This is a genomic window from Xanthomonas sp. SHU 199, assembly GCF_000364665.1.
GTDB classification, from domain to species: Bacteria; Pseudomonadota; Gammaproteobacteria; order Xanthomonadales; family Xanthomonadaceae; genus Xanthomonas_A; species Xanthomonas_A sontii.
The window spans coordinates 1-6,444 of sequence record NZ_AQOI01000253.1 but is presented as its reverse complement, the minus strand read 5'-3'; the positions used below and the strand labels follow the sequence as shown (position 1 = coordinate 6,444).

Here is a 6,444-nt window from a genome sequence, read left to right as displayed (position 1 = left end):
CCCGGGTCGCACCCTCACGGGTGCGTGGGTTGAAACCCCACGATGCCGTGGACCGCGCCCATCTACGACGGTCGCACCCTCACGGGTGCGTGGGTTGAAACTTCAGCAGCCATGCGGTCATGGCGCGGACCTTGTGTCGCACCCTCACGGGTGCGTGGATTGAAACTTCATCCGCTCCTTGGGGATGGACCACAGCTTGCCGTCGCACCCTCACGGGTGCGTGGATTGAAACAGGCGCAAGCGGCCGCTCAAACCCAACACGATCCGGTCGCACCCTCACGGGTGCGTGGATTGAAACCGTTGGCCGTCATCGCTGGCATCCTCGCCGCCCTCGTCGCACCCTCACGGGTGCGTGGATTGAAACATCCAGAGCCGTTCAATAGCGATGCCGCCGCGCGTGTCGCACCCTCACGGGTGCGTGGATTTAAACAGCTGCGACAGGTGGCCCACGATGCGGGCGCCGAGTCGCACCCTCACGGGTGCGTGGATTGAAACTACCTGTGGCGCGTGCGTATTCTCGACGCGGATGGTCGCACCCTCATGGGTGCGTGGATTGAAACTACCCGTTCGTCCTGATGGACGTCCCGGCCGGGAACACGTCGCACCCTCACGGGTGCGTGGATTGAAACCGGCAGTACGGCTTGAACATGGCGTGGGCGCTGGGCGTCGCACCCTCACTGATGCGTGGATTGAAACGCCCAGATGCTCGGCCAGTTGGGGCCAGGCCTGCCGATCGCACCCTCACGGGTGCGCGGATTGAATCCTCTCCCTGCCATCTTTGAATCCGCACTCCGAGCCGGAAGCTCGACTCTCCGCTTTGCGGCATCCCCCTGACAAGGTGCCAGACCTCAGACGTACCCGAGCCCGCGCCAGTAGTCCAGCGGACGCCTGGCGGGCACGCCCAACGACGCCGCAATCTCGAGAATGCGCGGCACGTCGCGCCGGTAGACCACAAACAGGTGATTGTCTTCGGTGGTCATATCGTCGATTTCCACCACGTCGTAGCCGTCGCCTTCGTCCGTCCACTCGGCAAGGTGGCGGTCCAGCCAGGTGTAGTACTCGGTCTGCGTCTCCACGTTCTTGGGAAAGGCAGGGAATGCGTCGCCCATCATCTGGCAGAGCTCGTGGTGGACATCGATCATCTTGTCGCCGTTGGCGGAGTAACGCTCCATCGCCGCGGTGATCGCGATTGCATACGCCTGTTCCTCGCACTCGGTCCACTCCAGCTCCGGCAGGAAGGCTTCGATGTCCCGAACGATCTCGCTTCGTTCGTCGGGTTCGGTGCTGCCGGAAGAAAGAAGCTCGACGAGTTCCAAGAGGGGTGCGTTCATTGCGCTCACTGACGGCTGAAGGATGATCGACGCCCGGCCCAGGCCGGCCGTCCACCCAAGGCGAATCGGCACGACCGCAACACTGGACACGCAGAAAAAAGCGCGCCGAAGCGCACCACGCGCGGCACTATAGCCGGTAGTTTTTGACATGCAAGTGTCCGTGGAGCCGACCACCCCGGCCGCCACCCGGCACGGATGCAAGGCGTGGAGTACCGGGGCGACCGCGCTCAGTACGTGCCGTCGAACGCAAAGATCGGCGTGCGCTGGCGCCACGCGCCCGCGGTGAAATCCGGGAATGCGACGGTCTGGAAGCCGCTGGCGATCGACTGTTCGGACAGCGGGGTGATCGCGCTCCAGGTCACGGCGTCGTAGATGTCGATCGGCATCGGTGCCCTCGCCTTCAGTGCTTCGACGAAGGCGTGGATGACGAACCAGTCCATGCCGCCGTGGCCGGCGCCGGCCGCGGTGGCGGCGTAGCGCGTCCACAGCGGATGCTCGTACTGGTCCTGGTAGGGCTTGAAGGCTTCCCATTGGTGCGGCGGGCTGCGGCCTTCGAGGTGGATCGACTGGTTGAGATCCATCCACAGGCCCTTGGTGCCCTGCACGCGGAAGCCCATCGAGTAGGGACGCGGCAGCGAGGTGTCGTGCTGCAGCAGGATGGTCTCGCCGTTGGCGCAGGCCAGGGTGGTGGTGACGACGTCGCCCAGCTTGAACGCCACCTTGGTGCTGGGATGGGTGTTGCCGCCGCTCTTGGCCACGGTGTAGTCGTGCAGGCCGCGGGCCTTGCTGGCGAAGGCGTTGAGGTGGGTGAAGCGGTTGCCGCGGTTGATGCCGGCGTACATCGCGCACGGGCCGATGCCGTGGCTGGGATACAGCTCGCCATTGCGCTGCACCGAATGCGCGGTGCGCCAGCGCGCTTCGCTCCAGGCCTTGCCACCGAACTCCACGCCGCTGTCGTAGGGCTGGTCCGGGTCGCCGGAGTTGAACTTCACCCCGCGCAGATCGTGCTGGTAGCCGGCCTGCAGATGCACCAGTTCGCCGAACAGGCCCTGCCGCACCATCTGCAGCGCGGCCATCACGTCGCGGCGGTAGCAGACGTTCTCCAGCAGCATGTACGGGGTGCCGGTGGCGAGCTGGGCGTTGAGCACGTCCCAGTGGTCCCGCAGGGTGATGCCGGCCACCACCTCGCAGCCGACCGCCACGCCGGCCTGCATCGCCGCGATCGCCATCGGTGCATGCCACTCCCAGGGCGTGGCCACGATCACGCCATCCAGGCCCTTGTGTGCCAGTAAGCGCTTCCAGGCGCTGGCATCGCGGTCCTGGCCGTAGGCGGTGGGTGCGGGCTTGCCGGCCTTGGCGACCATGGCCATGGCGCGGCCGAGCATGATCGGCTCGCTATCGCACAGGGCGACCAGTTCCACGTCGTCGCGGCGCAGCAGTTCGGTCAGCAGCACCTGACCGCGCATGCCGGTGCCGATCATGGCCAAACGCAGGGTGCGCTTGCGCGCCCAGGCCGGTGTCTGCGGCAGCAGGCTGCCGGCGGCGATGGCGGCACCGGCGGCGATGAAGTCGCGTCGTTTCATGATGTGCGGTCTCCTCTTGGATGCGCGCCGGCGTCGGCCGGCACGCATGCTGCTGCACGTGCGCTCACTTGAAGCGGTAGCCGATGGTCACGCTGTAGCCGCGGCCGAAGATGGTGGCGTAGTCACTGGAATCGCCCAGGAAGCTGTTCGGATCGTAGAACGGCAGGCGGTCGAACAGGTTCTTGACGGTGAAGCTCAGGTTCCAGGCGTCGTCCGGGCGCCAGGTGACGCTGAGGTTGGCGGTCCACCACGACGGCGCGCCATCGCACTTGCTCGGCTGCAGCTTGAGGTAGCCGGCGGTGCAGGTCTGCGGGTTGTTGTCCTCGGCGTCGATCCGGTCGGTGGCCCACTTGGTGCCGCCGACGTAGTTGACGAACATGCTGGTGGTGACCTGGCGGTAGGTCCAGTCGGCGTTGAGCGTGGCGCGCAGGCGCGGGTTGTTGTAGTAGCCGACCACGTCGCCGTAGTACCAGCCGCTGTCCTGATCCATGTAGAAGCGGTTGCGGTTGGCGATGGTGGCGGCCAGGCCGATGTTCAGCCCGCCCCACTGGCCGAGCGAGAAGCGGCTGCGCGCGTCGATGTCGAAGCCGTCGACCAGGGTCTTGCCGCGGTTGCGGTACTGCCCGACCACACTGGCGACATTGCCCACGCTGTAGCCCGGCAGCGTGCCCGGGCAGGCCACGCCGCTGGCCGGGTCTGCGCACATCGCCGCCAACTGCGCGAGGTTGGCGCGGTCGCTGTCGGTGATCGGCGAGCGGGTCATGGCGGTGATGTCGCCGGCGCGGCGGTAGTCCGGGGCGACGATCTCGTTGTCGCGGTAGATGAACCAGTAGTCGGCCGACACCGACACCCAGTTGGCCGGCTCGTAGACGAAACCGAGCGTGGCGATCTTGGCCTTCTCCGGCTTCAGGTCCGGGTTCGGCTGGGTCATGCGCGCCACGGTGCGGCTGCAGTCGGCATTGAGCAGGCTCTTGCCCAGGTCCACGTCGCCGCTGCGGCGCGACTGCAGCAGCAGGTTGGCGATGGCATTGGTCTCGCCGCAGCGCACCTCGTCGCGGTAGCCGCCCAGCTGCGCATAGACGCCGCCGCTGCCGGACTCGGCCAGGCTGGGCGCGCGGAAGCCGGTGGAATAGGTGCCGCGCAGCAACAGTTGCTCGAAGGCCTGGTACTTGAAGCCGACCTTGGGCGCCAGGTTGGTACTGAAGTTCGGGTACTTGTCGGCGCGCAACGCGGCGTCGAGTTCCAGCTTGTCGGTGATCGGCGCGACGGTCTCGGCGAACAGCGCATAGGTGTTGCGCTTGCCGTCGAACCAGGAGCCGCCCTGCTGGGTGATCAGGCCGTTGGCCGCGTCCGGGTTGCCGGGGGTGTAGAAGGTCTCGCGGCTGGCGTTGAAGCCGAACGCGGCGCGCATCTCGCCGGCAGGCAGCTGGAACAGCGGGCCTTCGATCTTGCCGTCGAGGGTGTGCAGGCGCGTCCACGATTCGATGTCGAAGGTGGGGAATGCCTCGCGGATCAGCGCGGCGTTGGCGGCGCTGATCTCGCCGAACCTGTACGCCGGGTGGTCGGAGATGATCACCCGGCCGGTGCCCGGGTCGATGGTGAACGGGCCGAACGCCTTCTCGAAGCCTTTCACGTTGACGTTGACGGTCTGGTAGGTGACCGAGTGGGTGCCGGCGGTGGCGAAGGCGGTTTCCCAGTTCCAGTCGCCGACGCTGCCGCGCGCGCCGCCGAGCACGCGGTAGCTCTGGTCGGTGTTGCGCTGGCCGAAGTAGTCGGGGCCGGCGTCCTGCAGCAGGTACTGCAGGCCGACCACCCCGCCCATCATCGCCTTCAACTGCGGGCTGGCATGGTTGTACTCGTTATTGGGCCCGAGGAACGGATACAGGAACTGGTTGACGGTGTTGCCGGTGTTGCGCGAGAACCAGCTGGTGGGGTTGCCGGTGGTGGTGTTGAACGCGCGCGGGGTGCCGCCGTTGGCGCGCAGGTCGATGTCGGTGTAGGTGGCCTCGGCGAACAGTTCGGTGCTGGCGCCGACCAGGAAGGTGCCGTTGAGGTAGGCGGTGTTGCGTTCGGACTTGGCGCCGGCGTCGATCTCGTTGTTCAACCAGGTTTCCCACACGCAGCGCGGGCCGGCGGCCTCGCTGGCCAGCACGTTCTGGCAGCCCGGTGCGGCTTCCTGCACGCGGCGCCCGGTGACCGGGTCGAAGGCGAAGTAGCTGCCCGGATTGAACTGGCCCAGCTTGCTGCCCACGCCCAGGCGCAGGTTGGTCAGGTAGTTGGGATTGTTGACGTAGTACTGCGCCGGGCGCTTGTCGTAGAAGTCGCGCAGCGGGATCGCGTCGCGCCGGTACACGTTGACCGCGCCGTAGACGTTGAAGCGGTTCTCGGTGAGGTCGCCGAAGCCGGCGGTGATGCTGGCCTGGTGTTCGCCGTAGGACTCGATGCGGCTGGAGGTGTCGTTGCTGAAATTGATCTCCGCGCCCTGGAAGTTGCGCTTGGTGATCACGTTGATGACGCCGGCCACCGCGTCGGTGCCGTACACCGCCGAGGCGCCGTCGGTGAGCACTTCCATGCGCTCGATCGCCGCGGCCGGGATCGCATCGATGTTGACGAACTGGGTCTGGAAGCCGGCCGGCGCGCCGTAGTACGACAGGCGGCGGCCGTTCAACAGCACCAGCGTGCCCTGCGCGCCGAGGCCACGCAGATTGGCCTGCGAGGCGCCATCGGAGCCGGTGAACAGCGAGCGCGCGTCCTGTTGCGCCGGGCGTGCCGCGGGCAGGTTGTCGAGCACCTGCAGCAGCGTGCGCGCGCCCATCGCCTGGATGTCCTGCTTGCTGATCACCTGCACCGGCGAGGCGGTCTCCACGTCGGTACGGCGGATGTTGGAGCCGGTGACTTCGACCCGGGCCAGGTCGGTGGCGGCCTGACTGTCCTGCGCAGCGGCGGGCTGCAGGGCGGCGAGCAGGACACCGGCGATGGCCAGGGTCAACGGAGCGAGCGGGCGACAGCGGGGATGGCGGTGACGGGCGGGCAACATCGGGGTTCTCTCCTGGCAGGGTGCGGCGCGAACGCGGAATCGGCGGGCAAAGCGCTCCCGGGCCACGGCCAGGCGGCCGCAGTCGGGAAAGGCGGGGGAGGAGCGGTGTTACGGGGCGGTCATGGGGCGACGAAGCTGGCGGTGTCGCCCTCCTGACCGATCAGCACGGCGTTGGCCCAATTGGCGCAGACCTGGGCAGGCTGCGGACCCTGCGCGCCGAGCGTGCGCAGGCTCAGCGTGGACAGGCCGCGGATGTCCAGTTCCGGCTTGACCACGCCCGGCGCGCTGACCAGGCCGCTGTCGTAGAGCAGGCGGCCGTCGCCCCAGACCTGGAACTGCAGGCCGCCGGCGCTGCGGCAGGCGTCGTCGATGCCCAGGTCGGCGCGCAGCAGGCGCCAGTCGCCGTGCAGGCGCAGGTCGAGGCGGCTGTCGGCGCCCACGCCCAGGCCGCGGCGGAACTGCAGGCCGTTCATGCGCATGCCGGCATCGCCGC

General features: G+C 67.6%; 4 protein-coding genes and 1 CRISPR repeat array. All 4 genes read right to left on the bottom strand.

Annotation, left to right across the window (positions count from 1 at the left end; all coding sequences use genetic code 11):
• Positions 1-5: 5 nt before the first annotated feature.
• Positions 6-763: a CRISPR direct-repeat array (repeat unit 31 nt; unit sequence GTCGCACCCTCACGGGTGCGTGGATTGAAAC).
• Between the two features lie 85 nt (positions 764-848).
• On the bottom strand, positions 849-1,331 hold the full coding sequence (locus D183_RS0109915; RefSeq protein ID WP_017908852.1) for a hypothetical protein: 483 nt from the start codon (positions 1,329-1,331) through the stop codon (positions 849-851).
• A gap of 227 nt (positions 1,332-1,558) precedes the next feature.
• Entirely contained in the window at positions 1,559-2,914 is a 1,356-nt protein-coding gene (locus tag D183_RS0109910; RefSeq protein WP_017908851.1) for a Gfo/Idh/MocA family protein, read from the bottom strand.
• 64 nt (positions 2,915-2,978) lie between these two features.
• The gene (locus D183_RS0109905) at positions 2,979-5,951 is read right to left on the bottom strand and encodes a TonB-dependent receptor domain-containing protein (RefSeq protein WP_026144351.1); all 2,973 of its coding nucleotides are present in this window, start codon (positions 5,949-5,951) and stop codon (positions 2,979-2,981) included.
• A gap of 119 nt (positions 5,952-6,070) precedes the next feature.
• A partial coding sequence (locus D183_RS24400; protein WP_039726863.1) for an NPCBM/NEW2 domain-containing protein occupies positions 6,071-6,444 on the bottom strand: 374 nt, incomplete at its 5' end.

Coding starts and splice junctions, on each gene's coding strand:
- D183_RS0109915 (WP_017908852.1), bottom strand. CDS start 1,331: ATGAACGCACCCCTCTTGGAACTCGTCGAGCTTCTTTCTTCCGGCAGC.
- D183_RS0109910 (WP_017908851.1), bottom strand. CDS start 2,914: ATGAAACGACGCGACTTCATCGCCGCCGGTGCCGCCATCGCCGCCGGC.
- D183_RS0109905 (WP_026144351.1), bottom strand. CDS start 5,951: ATGTTGCCCGCCCGTCACCGCCATCCCCGCTGTCGCCCGCTCGCTCCG.